The sequence below is a fragment of the Algibacter sp. Ld11 genome (assembly GCF_045066735.1).
Classification (GTDB): Bacteria; Bacteroidota; Bacteroidia; order Flavobacteriales; family Flavobacteriaceae; genus Algibacter.
In genome coordinates this window covers 87,160-104,741 of the sequence record NZ_JBISHH010000024.1, presented here as the reverse complement: position 1 = coordinate 104,741, position 17,582 = coordinate 87,160, and the positions used below count along the sequence as shown (strand labels likewise).

Here is a 17,582-nt window from a genome sequence, read left to right as displayed (position 1 = left end):
AAAAGAATTGTTAAACAGTAAATACGCTTTACGAAATTCTTAACGAAAACGTTTTCGTGTTGATAAGTTTGTATTATAATGATCTTAAATTATGAATTTCGCATATTGTTTCACTATTAAATAGTGCAATAACTTTGTGGGGTTAAATATATTTTTTGTTAATTTACTTCAATGAAAAGAAAAATAACCCTTAAGCAAATTGCTCGCGAATTAGATGTTTCCATATCAACGGTTTCTAAAGCGTTAAGCGGCAGTAAAGAAATTAGTGAAGATACCACGCAAAAAATACAGGCTTTTGCTAAACTATATAATTACAGGCCTAATAATATAGCCTTGAGTTTAAAAAATAGAAAAACAAAAACTATAGGTATTTTAATACCCGAAATTGTACATCATTTTTTCTCAACCGTTATTTTTGGTATTGAGCGTGTGGCTAATAAACGTGGGTATAATGTAATTGTAGGGCTATCTAACGAGTCTTTTACCAAAGAAATTATAAACATGGAAATGCTTGCCAATGGTAGTATCGACGGGTTTATTCTTTCTATTTCTAAAGAAACATTACTAAAACAAGATTATCATCATTTTCATGCCACCATTAACCAAGGTATGCCTATAGTAATGTTTGATAGAGTGGTGAGTGAAGTTGATTGTGATAAGGTAATTGTAGACGATTTTAACGGTGCGGTAAAAGCTGTAAACATGCTTATTAATAAGGGTTGCGAGAATATAGCCCTTTTAACGACTATGGATTACGTAAGCGTTGGCCGACTAAGAACACAAGGGTATTTAGAAGCTTTGGAGCGGAATAATATTGAGCCGAATTCTGATTTAATTCTGAAAATAAACGATAGTTTAAATTCTGCAGATCATCTTGATTTTTTAGAGAACGAAATCAATAAATTTTTTGAATTAAATCCTAATATTGATGGTGTTTTTGCAGTAAACGAACTGTATGCTATTACAGCTATGAAGGTGGCAAAAAAAATAGGTTTAAATATTCCAGATGATATTCAGGTTATTGGTTTTACCGATGGAGTACTTTCTAAACACGCTACGCCAACCTTAACAACAGTGAGCCAACATGGACAGAGAATAGGGGAGCAAGCCGCTAATTTGCTTATAGATAGGTTAGAATCTGAAGATGTAGAACCAGACTCATTTATTGTAAATAGCAATCTGAAATCGGACTTTATAAAACTGGTAATTGAGACCGAAATAATTGAAAGAGAATCTACTAAATGATTTTTTTTCTTTGAAAATTTAAAATCTTTCATATCTTTACACCGAAATCAAAACTTATATTTTCACTTCTCACTTAAGTTTTGATAAGTTATATCGATCATCATTTTTTACTGAAACCGGTATAAAACCGCTTATCAAATAGTATTAACTTTAATATACTATTTAATGGAAAAGCGTAAATTAAGTTTCTGGCAAATTTGGAACATGAGTTTCGGGTTTCTAGGAATACAATTCGGATTTGCACTTCAGGGGGGCTTTATGTCTCGAATTTTTCAAACGCTAGGCGCTAGTCATGACGACATTCCGTTGTTATGGATTGCTGCACCTTTAACAGGCTTACTTGTACAACCAATTATTGGTTATATGAGCGACAGAACCTGGCATTCAAAATTAGGACGTCGCCGTCCTTACTTTTTAATTGGTGCTGTTTTAAGTTCTATAGCTTTGTTTTTTGTGCCGCATTCTTCTACACTTTGGATGGCGGCCGGATTTTTATGGGTTTTAGATGCTTCTATTAATATTTCAATGGAGCCTTTTCGTGCGTTAGTAGCCGATAACTTACCAGAATCTCAGCGATCTTATGGCTTTGTAGTGCAAACGCTTGTTATAGGTGTTGGTACTTGGGTGGCTAGTAATTTACCTTGGATGGTTTCTCAATTAGGAGTTTCAGATGCTGCGCCACAAGGTGTTGTGCCTATGTCTGTGAAAGTTGCTTTTGCTATTGGAGCTGTAATCTTTTTGTTGAGTGTGTTATATACCATTTTTACAACTTCGGAATATCCACCTGAAGATATGGAGGCCTTTGAAAAGGAGAAGCAAAAGAAAAACCAGTTTATTCCAGACATTGTAAACAATATTGGTAACATGCCATTAACAATGAAGAAATTGGGTGTTATCCAGTTCTTTTCATGGTTTGCATTTTTTACTATGTGGAGTATGGCAAACCCAGCATTAACCGAGCATATTTTTAATGCACCCGCACCTATTGAAGCAAGTTATGATATGGGTGTACTTGTGCAAAAAGAAGCATTCGATCTTGCGAATACTACGTTTCAAAAAGCATCGAACTTAGTAGGTTCCGCCATGGGTATTTACGGATTAACCTCTATGGTTTTTGCTTTGCTTTTAACGTTTTACACATCAAAAAGAAATATTAATCGAAAGTACGTGCACATGGGGTCTCTTATCTTGGGAGGTCTTGGATTTATTGGGATGTATTATATATCGAGTCCTGAAAATTTAAAGTATTGTTTTGCTTTAGTGGGTATTGCTTGGGGTAGTATTTTATCTATGCCTTATGCTATGCTGTCGAGTTCGGTAGACCCAAAAAAAATGGGTGTGTTCATGGGGATTTTCAATATGTTTATTGTTATCCCACAAATAATTGCAGCTCTTGGAGGTATCAATTATGTGTCGAGTTTAATTGGTGATCAAGCCATAAATGCCATGCTTGTGGCGGGAGGAAGTTTAATAATTGCAGGCTTATGTAATTTTCTAATTACAAACAAATCGGCCATTTCATATCAATCTTAAATATAAAAATGAATACAGTAGGAGTAATATTCGATTTAGACGGTGTTATTGTAAATACCGCGAAATATCACTATTTAGCATGGAAAAGCCTTGCAGATAGTTTGGGTTTTGAGTTTACAGAAGCAAATAATGAACTGCTAAAAGGTGTAAGCCGCGTACGTTCTTTAGAAATTTTATTAGGACTAGGAAACGTTACGCTTTCCGAAGAAAAAAAACAAGAAGTTTTATTAAGTAAGAATGAGCATTATCTCAAGTATATCCATAAAATGGGTGCTGATGAAATTCTACCAGGTGCCGAAAAATTATTGGATAGTTTGGATGAACTAGGTGTAAAATATGTGCTGGGTTCTGCAAGTAAAAATGCACCATTAATTTTAAAACAAGTTGGCTTGTTTGATCGCTTTAAAGGTATTGTAGATGGGAATAGTGTTTCTAAAGCCAAGCCAGATCCCGAAGTATTTTTAATTGGAGCCGAAAAACTAAACCTAAAGCCGGAGCAATGTATTGTTTTTGAAGATGCCATTGCAGGAGTAGAGGCCGCAAATAGAGCCCATATGGTTTCTGTGGGTATTGGTGATAAAAACACGTTAAGTGAAGCAGATTATAACTTTAATGATCTTACGGAAATCCCTGCAGATTTTATTGAAAGTATAAGAAATAAGTAGTAAAATATAATTTAGAAAGAAGACAAAACAGAAAGGTGAGACATAGTAATTAAGCCTTTCTCTCAAAATATAAAAACAGATGAATCAAGATTATATAAAACCAGATAATTGGTCCGTTATAGAAGAGGGTTTCAATGCCGACTGCGTAAAATCTTCAGAAAGTTTATTCAGCATTGGTAACGGTGCTATGGGGCAACGTGCTAATTTTGAAGAACAATATTCTGGACCAACGTTTCAGGGTAGTTATATTGCTGGCGTTTATTATCCAGATAAAACACGTGTGGGTTGGTGGAAAAATGGATATCCCGAATATTTTGCAAAAGTATTAAATGCACCAAACTGGATTGGTATTAATGTTTCTGTCAATGGAGAACAATTGGATTTGCATACTTGTAAAGCTGTAGAAAACTTTAGAAGAGAGCTTAACATGAGGGCCGGTTGGTTGTCGCGTAGTTTTACAGCAACACTGCAAAATAGCGTAGTGATTGAGGTGGAAGCCAAACGTTTTTTAAGTTTAGAACTAGACGAAGTTGGAGCTATTGAATATAGTGTAAAACCAATAAGTACTGATGCAGAAGTGGTATTTCAACCTTATTTAGATTCTGGAATTACTAACGAAGATACCAATTGGGATGATAAATTTTGGGATACTTTAAAGGTTTGTAATGAAAACAATCAGGCTTTTATCGAGGCTAAAACCATGAAAACTGAATTTCATACCTGTACTTTTATGGAATCGGAGGTTTTTGTTAATGGAACTACTGTTGCTATAACACCTTTAATTGAAAGTGGTGCTAATAGTATTTCTTTTAGTTATTCTAATCAAGTAAAACAAGGTGAAACCTATACTATCAATAAGTTTGGTGGTTATGTTGTAGATACTAATCATGATAAAAACAAACTTATTTCTGCTGCAAAAAGCGTATTGAATTTAGCAACAGAAAAAGGGTTTGATGCTTTGTTAGAAGAACAAAAACAAGCTTGGGAGCGTATTTGGAGCATGTCTGATATTTCAATTTCTGGAGATGTAAAAGCACAGCAAGGTATTCGTTTTAATATTTTTCAACTAAATCAAACTTACTTAGGTAAAGATTCTCGATTAAATATTGGCCCAAAAGGTTTTACCGGCGAAAAATATGGTGGAAGTACGTATTGGGATACCGAGGCGTATTGCATTCCGTTTTATATGGCTACCAAAGACCAAAATGTTGCAAGAAGCTTGTTGGAATACCGTTACAATCATTTGGAAAAAGCGATTGAAAATGCTGCGAAATTAGGTTTCACAAATGGAGCCGCTTTATATCCAATGGTAACCATGAATGGTGAAGAATGCCATAACGAATGGGAAATTACTTTTGAAGAAATACATAGAAATGGTGCCATAGCATTTGCTATTTTCAACTACTATCGTTACACGGGTGACTATAGTTATATTCCAGAAAAAGGATTAGAAGTTTTAATTGGAATTGCTCGTTTTTGGCAGCAACGTGCCACGTTTTCTTCAGCTAAAAATAAATACGTTATTTTAGGAGTAACAGGGCCCAATGAGTATGAAAATAACGTAAACAATAACTTTTACACCAATTATCTAGCGCAATGGTGTATTAATTATGCTTTAGAAAGTATCTCAAAAATTGAAAGTGAATACCCTTCAGATTTTGCGAGAATAATGAATAAAGTAAACTTAGAAAAAGCCGAATTAAGTAAATGGAAAGCGGTTGCAGAAAATATGTATTTTCCTTTTTCAGAAGAAAAACAAATATACTTACAACAAGATGGTTTTCTCGATAAAGAATTAATCACTGTAGATCATTTAGAGAAAGCACAACGACCAATAAATCAAAAATGGAGTTGGGATCGTATTCTGCGTTCACCTTACATTAAGCAAGCTGATACCTTACAAGGTTTTTACTTTTTTGAAGATCAGTTTTCTAACGAAGAGTTGGAGCGTCATTTTGATTTTTACGAGCCTTTTACTGTTCACGAAAGTTCATTGTCACCGTGTGTACACAGTATTCAAGCCGCAAAGTTAGATCGTATGGAGCAGGCGTACACGTTTTATTTAAGAACGTCTCGTTTGGATTTAGATGATTATAATAATGAAGTTCACGAAGGTTTACATATTACATCTATGGCGGGTACATGGATGAGTATTGTTGAAGGTTTTGGTGGTATGCGTGTTAAAGATGATATGCTTTCTTTCACTCCAAAAATACCTAAGGAATGGGATGAATATTCATTTAAAGTGAATTTTAGAAATCATATTTTAAAAGTAAATGTTAATCAATCGGGAGCTAAATTCGAATTAGAAGGCGATTCAGATTTACAAATTTTAGTCAATAATTCACCGGTAATCATTTCTAGAAATAGTTTGTTAACCGTTTAATTGAATAAAGAAATTATGAAGTTATTTATATTTATATATGCTGTTTTGTTTTCAGTAATAGACGGGAGTTCTCAAGAACTTAAATCGCCTAATGGAAATTTAGTGATGCAGTTTTCTTTAGGTTTAAATGGTGAGCCAACTTATAAATTGGCATACAAAAATAAAGCAGTAATAAAGCCAAGCCACTTAGGGTTGGAGTTGAAAAATGATGACAAATCGTTATTAAATAGCTTCGAAATTTCGAATACAGAAACATTAACTTTCGACGAGACTTGGCAGCCTGTTTGGGGAGAAACTAAAGATATTCGCAATCATTATAATGAATTGGCGGTAGAGTTAATTCAAAGAGAAACGGAGCGTAAAATAATTATTCGTTTTAGGTTGTTTAATGATGGTTTAGGCTTTCGTTACGAGTTTCCTTCGCAAGAAAATCTGGTTTATTTTGTAATAAAAGAGGAGCGTACTCAATTTGCTATGGCTGGCGATCATAAAGCCTTTTGGATTCCTGGAGATTACGATTCTCAAGAATACGATTTTACGGAATCTAAATTATCAGAAATTAGAGGCTTGTTTGATACAGCTTTAACCGATAATGCCTCGCAAGAGCAGTATTCTAAAACAGGAGTGCAAACGTCTTTAATGATGAAAACAGCCGATGGTTTGTATATTAATTTACATGAGGCTGCACTTGTTAATTATTCTTGTATGAATCTTAATTTAGATGATGAAAACATGATTTTCGAGTCTTGGTTAACGCCCGATGCTAATGGTGATAAAGGTTATATGCAGGCGCCGTGTACTTCTCCTTGGAGAACCGTTATGGTAAGCGATGATGCTCGAGATATATTAGCGTCCAACATAACATTAAACTTAAATGAACCTTGCGTTATTGAAGATACATCTTGGATAAAACCAGTAAAATATATTGGTGTTTGGTGGGAAATGATTACCGGAAAAAGTTCTTGGCAATACACTGATGAATTACCAAGTGTAGAGCTCGGAATTACAGATTATACAAAGGTTAAGCCAAATAAAACGCATGCAGCAAACAACACTAAAGTAAAACAATATATAGATTTTGCTTCAGAGCATGGTTTTGATGGTGTTTTAGTTGAAGGTTGGAATGAAGGTTGGGAAGATTGGTTTGGAAAATCGAAAGATTATGTCTTCGATTTTGTAACACCATATCCAGATTTTGATGTTGAAGCTATACATAGCTATGCGAAATCTAAAGGGATTAAAATGATAATGCACCATGAAACCTCTGGCTCGGCAAGAAATTATGAACGTCATCTAGATCAGGCTTATCAATTTATGAAAGATCATGGTTACGATGCCGTAAAAAGTGGTTATGTTGGTGATATGTTACCAAGAGGAGAACACCATTACGGACAATGGACGGTAAATCATTTTCAATATTGTGTGGAAAAAGCTGCAGATTATGAAATTATGGTTAACGCTCATGAAGCCGTAAGGCCAACTGGAATTAGTAGAACTTATCCTAATTTAATAGGAAACGAGTCTGCACGCGGAACCGAGTTTCAGGCCTTTGGAGGCTCTAAACCAAACCACGTTACGGTTTTACCGTTTACACGTTTAATAGGTGGTCCTATGGATTATACACCGGGTATTTTTGAAATGGATATCAGTAAGCTTAACCCTGATAATAATTCGCATGTAAACAGTACTATTGCTAATCAATTGGCACTTTATGTAACTATGTATTCGCCGTTGCAAATGGCGGCAGATTTACCGGAACATTACGAGCAATTTATGGATGCTTTTCAGTTTATAAAAGATGTTGCTTTAGATTGGGATGAAAGCACGTATTTAGAAGCAGAGCCTGGTTATTATGTTACTATTGCTCGAAAAGAAAAAGGAGCAAATAATTGGTTTGTTGGTAATGTAAATGGTAACGAATCTAGAGTTTCAAACATTAAATTCGATTTCTTAGAAAAAGGAAAAAAGTATAAAGCTACTATTTATGCCGATGCTAAAGATGCGCACTACAAAACCAATCCGCAGGCATATAAAATAACTACAAAAACAGTAACAAGTAAGTCTAAATTATCACAGTTCTCAGCTTCTGGTGGTGGTTACGCTATTAGTATTATGGAAATTAAATAGTTTGAAAATACATGTTATTATGAATTATGTAAATATTAATAAATGGCATTCTACATTTTTAGTGGTTTCTTTTTTTGTTTTAAATACATCGTGTAAACAAAATAGTGATGCTTCTGTTTTAGAAGTAAATGCGGTATCTAATATTGAAATTAAAAATGAAGTTGAACGGGTTGAACCAATGCATTGGTGGGTAGGTTTTAAAAATACCGAGTTGCAATTGTTGGTTAAACATCCAAATATTTCGGCTGCTACTCCAAAAATATCATATAAAGGTGTTTCAATTAAAAAAGTAAATAAAGCCGATAGTCCAAACTATCTTTTTATCGATTTAGATATTTCAAAAGAAACCAAAGCAGGGCAATTTAATATTGTTTTTAAGTTTAAAGACGGGAATGAATTAACTCAAACTTATCAATTAAAAACTCGTGAAACTCCAGCTGAAGATTTTGTTGGTTTTGATAGTAGTGATGCGGTTTATTTAATAACGCCAGATCGCTTTGCAAATGGTGATACAAGCAATGATATTGATGAAACGCTAAACGAGAAAACAATTAACAGAGATGATAATTATGCGCGCCACGGTGGCGATATAAAAGGCATAACGCAGCGTTTAGATTACATAAGCGATATGGGTTTTACGGCAATTTGGCCTTGTCCGTTACTTGCTAATAATATGGCAAACTCGTCGTATCATGGTTATGCAATGACCGATTTCTACCAAATAGATCCACGATTTGGAACCTTAGACGATTATCGAGAATTAGCTGATAAAAGTAAGGAACGAGGTATAAAATTAATAATGGATCAAGTTGCTAATCACTGCGGAAGCGAACATTGGTGGATGAAAGATTTACCTTTTAAAGATTGGCTTAACTATCAAGAAAATTTTGAAAATGAAGGAGAATTAAAAACATCCAATCATAGGCGTACTAGTAACCAAGATATCTACGCTTCTAAAATTGATAAAGAAGAAATGACGAATGGTTGGTTTGTATCCGCCATGCCAGATCTTAATCAGCGTAATCCATTTATGGCGAAATACATTATTCAAAATGGTATTTGGTGGGTAGAAACAGTTGGTTTAGGCGGTATTCGTCAAGATACTTATCCATATCCAGACAAAGCGTTTATGAGTGAGTGGGCTGGAAGTATTATGGCGGAATATCCTAATTTTTCAATAGTTGGCGAAGAGTGGAGTACAAACCCATTACTTATTGGTTATTGGCAAGATGGTGCTAATAATCGTGATGGATACGATTCTAATTTAAAATCACCAATGGATTTTGCTATGCAGGATGCTATTGTGAAGGCTTTAAATGAAGAAGAAACTTGGGATCAAGGTTTAGTAAAAATGTATGAAGGTTTGGCGAACGATTTTTATTTCGCGTCACCTAAAGATTTAATGGTGTTTCCAGATAATCATGATATGAGCCGCATTTTTACACAGCTTAAAGGCGATATTCCAAACACAAAAATAGCACTGAGTTATATTTTAGTCATGCCTAGAATTCCGCAAATTTATTACGGTACCGAGATTTTAATGAATGATTTCCAAAAGCCTGGCGATCATGGTTTAATCCGTACCGATTTTCCTGGTGGTTGGCGAAACGATGCCGTGAATGCCTTTACAGGAAAAGGCCTAAGTAACGAGCAAAAGGATATGCAATTGTATTTAAAAAAGTTGCTTAATTTCAGGAAAGGCAGTGAAGCAATTCATAACGGAGAAACGTTGCATTTTGCACCTTTTAAAGGAACTTATGTTTTGTTTAGAACGCTTAATGATGAGGTTGTTGTGCATATTATAAATAAAAACAACACACCGATAACATTAGATTTAACTCGCTATGCCGAAGTGGGCTTAAAAGGTAAAACCTTAAAAAATATTATCACTAACGAAACATTTGTTTGGAAAGATAGTATAATTTTAAAAGAAAAAGGAAGCCTTGTTTATACCACAAAAATATAATTTAAAAAGCATTTAAAATGAAGTTTAGCATTATTGTAATGTCGGTTTTATTATTTGTTTCCTGTAAAGAAATGGCAAAAGCTAATGGTTTTGTTAAAGAAGAACTAATTACCAATCCCATGATTAGAACCATAGGAAACACACAGTTAGCTGGTGGCGCATTGCTTAGAATGGATAGTTTGGCTTCAAAATATATTACACCACGACCTGTAGATGTTTGGTTGCCAGAAAACTATTCAGAAGATAAAAAATACGCTGTGCTTTACATGCACGATGGCCAAAATTTATTCGATTCTACAACCACATGGAACCAACAAGAATGGAAAGTAGACGAGTGGGGTTTAAAATTAATGGAAGAAGATGTTGTAAAAGACTTTATCGTTGTTGGAATTCATAATATTCCAGAAATCCGTTGGCAAGATTTGTTTCCTGAAAAAGCAATAAATTATTTATCAGAAGCAGATAAGAAAGCGATAATAAGTGAGGCTAAATCTCGAGATTTTAGTTTGAAATTTAAAGGTGATAATTATTTAAAATTTTTAGTTGAAGAACTAAAACCATTAATAGATTCTCAATTTTCGGTATATACAAACCAAGAGAATACAGTAGTTTCAGGCTCGAGTATGGGAGGTCTTATGAGTATGTATGCGTTGTGTGAGTATCCTAGTGTTTTTGGTGGAGCAGCTTGTTTGTCTACCCATTGGGAAGGTGCTGAGCCAAAAGAAAACAACCCTATAGCCCAAGCTATTCTAGATTATATGGAAGCTAATTTGCCTGATCCGGAATCTCACCGAATATATTTCGATTATGGAACAGAGACATTAGATGCCTATTACCCTAAGTTTACACCCGAAATAAATAGAATTTTGAAAGCCCGTGGTTATACTAGTGATAATTCGGCAAATTTAGAGTTTAAAGGAGCTGATCACTCAGAAAACTCATGGAATAAACGTTTAGATATTCCGCTAACTTTTTTATTGAAAAAATAACAGGAGAAAGACTTGCTTAATAGTCCATTTTATTCAAAAAAAACATTGAAATGAAAGCTATAAAACATATCATATTTGTATTTTTATTACTCGTAATGAGTTGTAAAAATGAAGAAAAAATGGATGGTGAGACCATGGAGCCACAGGACGTTGTAACGAGTGGAAAACAAGTGGTTTATCAGGTGTTTACGCGTTTGTTTGGTAATACAAACACCAATAATAAACCTTGGGGAACTATTGAAGAAAATGGAGTTGGTAAGTTTAATGATTTTACTAATAAAGCTTTATCTGAAATTAAAAAGTTAGGTGTTACCCATATTTGGTACACAGGTGTACCACATCATGATGTAATTACCGATTATACGGCATATGGTATTAATAACGACGATCCCGATGTTGTAAAAGGAAGAGCCGGTTCGCCATACGCTGTTAAGGATTATTATAATGTTAATCCGGATTTAGCTGTAAATGTAGAAAATAGATTAGAGGAATTTCAAGCTTTAATTAAGCGCACGCACGCTGTAGGTTTAAAGGTGATTATCGATATTGTACCTAACCATGTCGCTAGAAATTATAAGAGTATTTCTAAGCCAGAAGGTGTGCAAGATTTTGGGGAAACCGATAATAAAACGGTAGTTTACGATGTAAATAATAATTTTTATTATAACCCAAAGGAAAACTTCGAGGTTCCTAATTGGGAGCATCATTATGTGCCTTTGGGTGGTAGAGATAAGAATTTGGTGGATGGAGAGTTTATGGAGTCTCCAGCAAAATGGACCGGGAACGGTGCAAGTGCGTCGAAGCCAAATATGAATGATTGGTATGAAACCGTAAAAGTTAATTATGGTATTTCGCCAGAAGGCGTAAAAGGTTTTGATGAATTGCCTAATGGTTTCGAGAATGAAACATACAAAAAACACTTTGAGTTTTGGCAAGATAAAACGGTGCCAAATTCATGGATGAAATTTAGGGATATTGCCTTGTATTGGCTAGGTTTTGGAGTCGATGGATTCCGTTATGATATGGCCGAAATGGTGCCTGTGGAATTTTGGAGTTTTATGAATTCGTCTATAAAAATGAAAAATCCTGAGGCGTTTCTATTAGCTGAGGTTTATAACCCGAGTTTATATCGCGATTATATTAAAAAGGGAAAAATGGATTATCTGTATGATAAAGTACAGTTCTATGATACCTTAAAACATGTAGTACAAGGGTATGGCAAAACGGATCATATTCCACCAATTTTAGACGATTTAAAAGATATTGAGCATCATATGCTTCACTTTTTAGAGAATCATGATGAGCAACGTTTGGCGAGTCCCGATTTTGCTGGTAATGCTGAAAAGGGACGGCCTGCAATGGTGGTTTCTGCAACATCAACTACAGCGCCAACCATGATTTACTTTGGACAAGAAGTTGGTGAAGATGGTTCTGAAAATCCTGGCTTTGGTGATCCTACCCGAACATCTATTTTTGATTATGTTGGCGTACCTGCACATCAACGTTGGGTAAATAACAAGCGATTTGATGGCGGACAATTAACAGATGCCGAAAGGGGATTAAGAGATTTTTATAAACGTCTTTTAAATTTCACAATACATAGCCCTGCATTAATGGGGCATTATGGCGACATTCATCAATATAATCGTGAGCATACCGAAAATTATACCGATAAAGTTTTTTCTTTTGTGCGTTGGAGTGCTACTGAAAACCTTATTGTGGTTTCAAATTTTGATGCAGAAAATAGTTTTGAATTTCAATTAAAAATTCCGGAGAATATATTGAAGCAATTGGATTTAGAAGACGGAACGTATCCGTTAAAGGATCAGTTGTACAATAAGTTTTTATCAAAATTAATAATTGAAAACAGAACCGGTTCTATCGAAATTAAATTAAAACCGCTAGAGTCTTTCATATTAAAAATGGAATAAAATTAGAAAAAATAATTTGTAATTCTTAAAAAATAAATAGGTTTAAAATTAAAAACATCAACTAAAATGAAACATATTCTAACCAGCATTATAGTCCTATTTATTTTGATAAGTTGCAATAAAACTGTAAAAATGGAAGCTGTTAAACCCGAAGAAAAAGCGCCGTTTGTATGGGAAGGTGCAAACGTTTATTTTTTACTTACCGACCGTTTTAATAACGGAGATACCAGTAACGATGTTAATTTTGAAAGGACGGAACAAGCGAGTAAACTCCGTGGTTTTGAAGGTGGCGATATACAGGGTGTCACGCAAAAAATTAAAGATGGTTATTTTACCAAATTGGGAATTAATGCTATTTGGATGACGCCTATTGTTGAACAAATTCATGGAGGTACGGACGAAGGTACAGGGTTAACTTATGGGTATCATGGATATTGGACGCGCGATTGGACGGCTATAGATCCTAATTTTGGAACTAAAGCTGATTTGCATCAATTAATTGAAACAGCTCATAAGAATGGGATTCGTATTCTATTGGATGCTGTAATAAATCATACAGGTCCTGTAACAGATAAAGATCCAGTTTGGCCAGAAGATTGGGTGCGTACAGGTCCACAATGCAGTTATGATAATTACGAACATACGGTGGCTTGCACACTTGTGAAGAACTTACCAGACCTTAAAACTGAAAATAATAATGCCGTTGCTTTGCCGCCTTTACTAACCCAAAAATGGAAAGATGAAGGGCGTTATGATGAGGAAATAGCCGAGTTAGATGCGTTCTTTGAGCGCACAGGTCACCCAAGAGCGCCACGATTCTATATCATGAAATGGCTCACCGATTATATTACCGAATTTGGTATCGATGGTTACCGTGTAGATACTGTAAAACATACCGAGGAATATGTTTGGCAAGAATATAAAGCTGAGTGCGATTATGCTTTTGCAGAATATAAAAAGAGAAATCCAGAAAAAGTATTAGACGATAATAGGTTTTATTTGGTGGGTGAGGTTTATAATTATGGTATTTCTAATGGGAAAGCATTTGATTTTGGTGACAGAAAAGTAAATTATTTTGATAAAGCTTTTGAAGCTTTAATTAATTTTGAGGCCAAATGGAATCTAGCACAAAGACCAATGGAAGATGTTTTTAAACGTTATTCTAATGTGTTGAATGGCGACTTAAAGGGGTATGGCGTTTTAAACTATTTAAGCTCGCATGATGATGGTCAACCGTTTGATGCTAAACGCGAAAAGTGTTTTGAAACTGCAACTAAATTATTATTGTGCCCGGGTGCATCGCAGGTTTATTATGGCGATGAGTTGGCGAGACCGCTTGAGGTTGATGGTACTGTTGGCGACGCTACGCTACGTTCTTTTATGAATTGGAACGATTATGAAAACAATACAGAAACGCAACCTGTTTTACAACATTGGCAAAAATTAGGGCAATTTAGAGCTAATCATCCTGCTATTGGTGCAGGTGTTCATAACATGATATCAGAGACGCCTTATTTGTTTACTCGTAGTTTTGAAAAAGGCGATTTTAAAGAGGTTGTTATGGTAGGTTTAAACTATCCAGAAGGAGAAAAAACTATTGATGTTTCGGGTGTTTTTTCAAATGGCGCTAAAATTCGTGACGCGTATTCGGGTAGTTTATCTCAAGTTGTTAATGGGGAGATTTCTATTAATTCGAGTAATACTATTGTGCTTTTAGAGCAGATTTAGATTTCATTTACCTATACTAATAAGTGTTTTATTGGCATATTTTTTTAATCAATTTTAAATCAATTTTGTTTGTGTTTATGGGGTTTTTGAAGGTTTTATTTCATTTTAAAAACCATGCATTCACCTATACAATATTTTTTTAAACCCTTTATATACTATATATTTACTACCTTGTTAACCCAACATAAGTTTTAAATATGAACAAGGGGTACTGTTTTTTGCTTTATATCTTATTAAGTTTTGTGGGTAAGGTAATTTCGCAAGAATTTCCACCAATACAAACTTATACGCCTGAAGATTATGGAGGAGAAAATCAAAATTGGTCTATCTCTCAATCTTTAAACCGGTATATTTATGTGGCTAATAATAAAGGTTTGTTGGAGTTTAATGGGGCTAAATGGAATTTGTATCACTCCCCAAAAGAAACTATTCTTCGTTCTGTAAAGGTTATCGACTCTTTAATTTATACAGGAAGTTTTAGAGGATTCGGCTCATGGAAAAGAGATAGTTTTGGTCTTCTAAAATACACTTCACTTTCCGAAGCACTTCAGGTTGAATTTTTAGAAGATGAGGAGATTTGGAATATTTTAAGACTAGAAAACTGGATTTTATTTCAATCTTTAGACCGCATACATATTTACGATCAAGTTAAGAAAACGTATAGCGTAGTAGATTCTAAATCTAAAATTTCGAAGCTATTTAAAGTTGGTAAGAGTTTATATTTTCAAAATGTAAATAAAGGTTTATATCAAATTGAAAATGGTGTTGGTGTTTTAGTTTCTAATGATAATATTCTTCAAGAAAATTTAATTGTAAATATTTTTAAAGAAAAGCAAGAATTACTTATTCTTACACAAGATCTTGGCTTTTTTAAATATTCTAAAGGTGAATTAAAGCCTTGGAATATTCCATCAGAAAACATTTTGCGAGATGTTAGTGTTTTTAGCGGTATACAACTTCAGGATAAAAGTTTTGTGCTCGGCACCATTTCTGATGGCTTAGTACATTTAACCCATGAAGGGGCTATAAAATATAGTATCAGCCAATCTAATGGATTAAGCAATAATACTGTGTTATCTTTATTTGAAGATGAAGATCAAAACATTTGGTTGGCCTTAGATAATGGTATAAACTGTATAAATAGCAAGTCTCCTTACTTGCAGTATTTTGATAATGATGGTATGATTGGAAGTGTTTATGCTTCTAAAGTTTATAACGATATGTTATATCTTGGTTCTAACCAAGGATTATTCTGTAAACCTATAAAGGGAGATGGTAATTTTGAATTTGTACCTAAAACACAAGGACAAGTATGGTGCTTAGAGGTTATAGATAATCAGCTTTTTTGTGGTCATAATTCGGGTACGTTTTTAATTGAAGATAAGCAAGCTAATAAAATTGCAAATACACAAGGTACATGGCAAATTAAAACCGTACCAGGCAGAGAAAACCTTCTTATACAAGGGAATTATAATGGCTTAAATATTCTAGAGAAAACGGATGCTGGTTGGTCTTTTAAAAATAAGGTTGAAGGGTTTAATATTTCTAGTCGGTATTTTGAGTTTTTAGATTCGGAGAAGCTGTTAGTAAGCCATGAGTACAAAGGTGTTTTTAAGGTGGAAGTGGATAGCGCTTTGGAAAATGTAATTGGTTTTAATCAAGACACCTTAGTTGAAAAAGGAATAACATCTAGCTTTGTTAAGTTTAATAATGAGTTGCTGTACACTACCAAAAATGGTGTTTATAAGTATAGTAACAGTATTAATGAGTTTGAAAAAGATAGTGTTTTAAGTCAGTTAATTCATTTAAATAATTATACATCAGGTAAGTTAATTCCAGACTCAGAAACTAATAAACTGTGGAGTTTGTCTACAAGTGGCCTTGATTATTTAACAGCTTCGAAATTAACTGGAGAACGAAGGATAGAAAGCATAACATTTCCTTCAGAAATAAGAAAAGATATTGTTGGTTTTGAGAATATTACTCACATTGCAGATGAGCAATTTTTAATTGGTTCTACGACGGGATATTTTATTTTTGATTTAAAAAAGATTGTAAGTTATCCTTCTGAAATAAGTATAAACCAGGTAGAAGTAAGTTCCTCTAAGGACGAAAGTACTTTTGAGTTCGTTAATTTAATTGATTCACAATCGTTTAGAAATAAAAACAACAATTTAAAGTTTACGTATAGCATTCCACAGTATTTAAAAATTCAAAAACCCGAATATCAATATAAGTTAGAAGGTATTTATGATACTTGGAGCAATTGGAGTAGTAAGGGAGAGGTACTTTTTGAGAATCTACCTTATGGAGATTACACCTTTGTAGTTAATGGTAGAGTAGGAAATAAGCCTACTCTAAATTCAGCCTCTTATACATTTAAAATAGAACGGCCGTTGTTGTTATCTAACATAGCTATAGTATGTTATATTATTATCATTATGCTATTTTCATTATTTATGCATATGGTCTACAAGCGTTACTATAAAAAGCAGCGTGAGCGTCTTCTACAAAAAACCACGAGAGAATTTGAGCTTAAGGCACTTGAAAACAACCAAAAACTCATGCGTTTCAAGAACGATAAACTGCGTGAAGACATTGAGGCTAAAAACAGAGAATTAGGTATGTCTACAATGAACCTAATAAAAAAGAATGAGTTTTTAAATAGTTTGAAAAAGGAACTTGAAGAGGTTGAAGGTGGTAAAGCTTTAAGGCATGTGGTTAAAATTATTGATAAAAATATAAACAATAATGATGATTGGAATCTTTTTCAGGAAGCATTTAATAATGCAGATAAAGACTTCTTAAAAAAAATAAAGCATTTGCACCCAAGTTTAACCGCAAACGATCTTCGTTTATGTGCTTATTTAAGGTTAAACTTATCTTCTAAAGAAATAGCGCCTTTACTAAATATTTCTGCACGTAGTGTTGAAGTGAAACGATACAGACTGAGAAAAAAAATGGAGCTGGCCCACGAAACAAGCCTAACAAATTACATTTTAGAGTTGTAAT

General features: G+C 34.0%; 10 protein-coding genes. All 10 read left to right on the top strand.

The genetic code is table 11. The features are described from left to right. Positions 1 to 171 precede the first annotated feature (171 nt). Positions 172 to 1,245 (top strand): LacI family DNA-binding transcriptional regulator, encoded by a 1,074-nt coding sequence (locus tag ACJJV4_RS10870; protein ID WP_405294307.1) that lies wholly within the window; start codon positions 172 to 174, stop codon positions 1,243 to 1,245. Positions 1,246 to 1,410: 165 nt separating this feature from the next. Then, the gene (locus ACJJV4_RS10865) at positions 1,411 to 2,778 is read left to right on the top strand and encodes an MFS transporter (RefSeq protein WP_405294305.1); all 1,368 of its coding nucleotides are present in this window, start codon (positions 1,411 to 1,413) and stop codon (positions 2,776 to 2,778) included. An 8-nt stretch (positions 2,779 to 2,786) separates the two neighbouring features. Continuing rightward, complete coding sequence (gene pgmB / locus ACJJV4_RS10860) at positions 2,787 to 3,443, top strand: beta-phosphoglucomutase (RefSeq protein ID WP_405294303.1); 657 nt, start codon at positions 2,787 to 2,789, stop codon at positions 3,441 to 3,443. Positions 3,444 to 3,522: 79 nt separating this feature from the next. Next, positions 3,523 to 5,829 carry a glycoside hydrolase family 65 protein gene (locus ACJJV4_RS10855; RefSeq protein WP_405294301.1) on the top strand — a complete coding sequence of 769 codons (2,307 nt, stop codon included), beginning with the start codon at positions 3,523 to 3,525 and terminating at the stop codon, positions 5,827 to 5,829. Positions 5,830 to 5,844: 15 nt separating this feature from the next. Further along, positions 5,845 to 7,956, top strand: a complete 2,112-nt coding sequence (locus tag ACJJV4_RS10850) for a glycoside hydrolase family 97 protein (RefSeq protein WP_405294299.1) — start codon at positions 5,845 to 5,847, stop codon at positions 7,954 to 7,956. A gap of 19 nt (positions 7,957 to 7,975) precedes the next feature. After that, positions 7,976 to 9,922: a glycoside hydrolase family 13 protein gene (locus ACJJV4_RS10845; RefSeq protein WP_405294297.1), complete on the top strand. Its 1,947-nt coding sequence runs from the start codon at positions 7,976 to 7,978 to the stop codon at positions 9,920 to 9,922. 17 nt (positions 9,923 to 9,939) lie between these two features. After that, the gene (locus tag ACJJV4_RS10840; protein WP_405294295.1) at positions 9,940 to 10,911 is read left to right on the top strand and encodes an alpha/beta hydrolase; all 972 of its coding nucleotides are present in this window, start codon (positions 9,940 to 9,942) and stop codon (positions 10,909 to 10,911) included. A 50-nt stretch (positions 10,912 to 10,961) separates the two neighbouring features. Next, positions 10,962 to 12,842 carry an alpha-amylase family glycosyl hydrolase gene (locus tag ACJJV4_RS10835; RefSeq protein ID WP_405294293.1) on the top strand — a complete coding sequence of 627 codons (1,881 nt, stop codon included), beginning with the start codon at positions 10,962 to 10,964 and terminating at the stop codon, positions 12,840 to 12,842. 66 nt (positions 12,843 to 12,908) lie between these two features. Further along, complete coding sequence (locus tag ACJJV4_RS10830) at positions 12,909 to 14,570, top strand: alpha-amylase family glycosyl hydrolase (RefSeq protein WP_405294291.1); 1,662 nt, start codon at positions 12,909 to 12,911, stop codon at positions 14,568 to 14,570. Between the two features lie 242 nt (positions 14,571 to 14,812). Beyond that, complete coding sequence (locus ACJJV4_RS10825) at positions 14,813 to 17,581, top strand: triple tyrosine motif-containing protein (RefSeq protein WP_405294289.1); 2,769 nt, start codon at positions 14,813 to 14,815, stop codon at positions 17,579 to 17,581. Position 17,582 lies beyond the last annotated feature (1 nt).